The sequence below is a fragment of the Curtobacterium sp. B18 genome, from assembly GCF_000333375.1.
In the GTDB taxonomy this organism is placed as follows: Bacteria; Actinomycetota; Actinomycetes; order Actinomycetales; family Microbacteriaceae; genus Curtobacterium.
In genome coordinates, this window is record NZ_BACZ01000363.1 from 1 (window position 1) to 962 (window position 962).

General features: G+C 75.6%; 2 pseudogenes. Both read right to left on the reverse strand.

What is annotated here, in order from left to right:
- Positions 1 to 669 (reverse strand): annotated as a pseudogene (locus I5E_RS09905) (hypothetical protein); the annotation flags it as partial.
- A 91-nt stretch (positions 670 to 760) separates the two neighbouring features.
- Positions 761 to 962: pseudogene (locus I5E_RS25410) on the reverse strand (hypothetical protein); the annotation flags it as partial.

Consider the following 962-nt stretch of genomic DNA (forward strand, 5'->3'; position numbering starts at 1 on the left):
CGACACCACCGGGGACACCTGTGTGCCCGAGGCCGTGCCGTCCGACCCGGAGGTCGAACCACCCGCGGTCGACGTCCTGGTCCCGGTCGCCGGAGCGGTTGCCCCTGCCGAGGTGCCGTCGCCGACGAGGCCGATGCCGTTGCCCGACACCGTCACCGGGACGGCCACCACCGGCGCGACCTGCGTGCCCGACGCCGTGCCGTCCGACCCGGAGGTCATCGGTGCCGCGGCGGGCGCTGCAGCCGGGGCCGCCGGAGCAGCCGGGGCCGCAGCGGGTGTTGCGGCAGCGGCAGCGTCGCCACCGACCGCGATCGCGTTGCCCGAGACCTGCACGGGCGCGGTCACCGCGGGCACCACCTGGGTCCCGGACGCGATGCCGTCAGCGCCCGACGTGGACGGCGACGCGGCAGGAGCCGGAGCCGAGGACGACGGTGCGGCCGGAGTCGCCGGCGCTGCGGGTCGGGTGACCGACGACACGGCGTCCCCGAGGACCCCGAGTGTGTTGCCGGTCGCGGACACCGGCGCGTCGATCGACGGCGCCACCTGCGTGCCCGAGGCGGTGCCGTCCGCACCGGAGGTCGTCGCCGCGTTCGCCGCGACCGCACCCCCGAGCGTCAGACCGCCGACGAAGAGGGCGAACCAGAGCCCTCTCGAGACGTACTTGTTCATGATCGTTGCTCCCTGATCGAGATGAGATGTGGGCCGACCGCAGGAGGCGGCCGGTGGTGCGTGCCTGCCGTGCCGGACAGGCGCACCGATCTCAGTCAGGGGCGACGTCGTGCTCGCCGACGACCGACGCGGGGACGGCGTCGTCGGAGAGGGTGCCGCGTGACCCCGCGGCGAGGGAGACCTGGTCGTCGGAACCGACGATGCCGACGGCTGCTGCCGACCCGGCGGAACCGGCAGCGCTGCCGCCGAGGGCACCCGCTCCGGAGGGGCCCGCGGGGCCGTCGAACGTGACG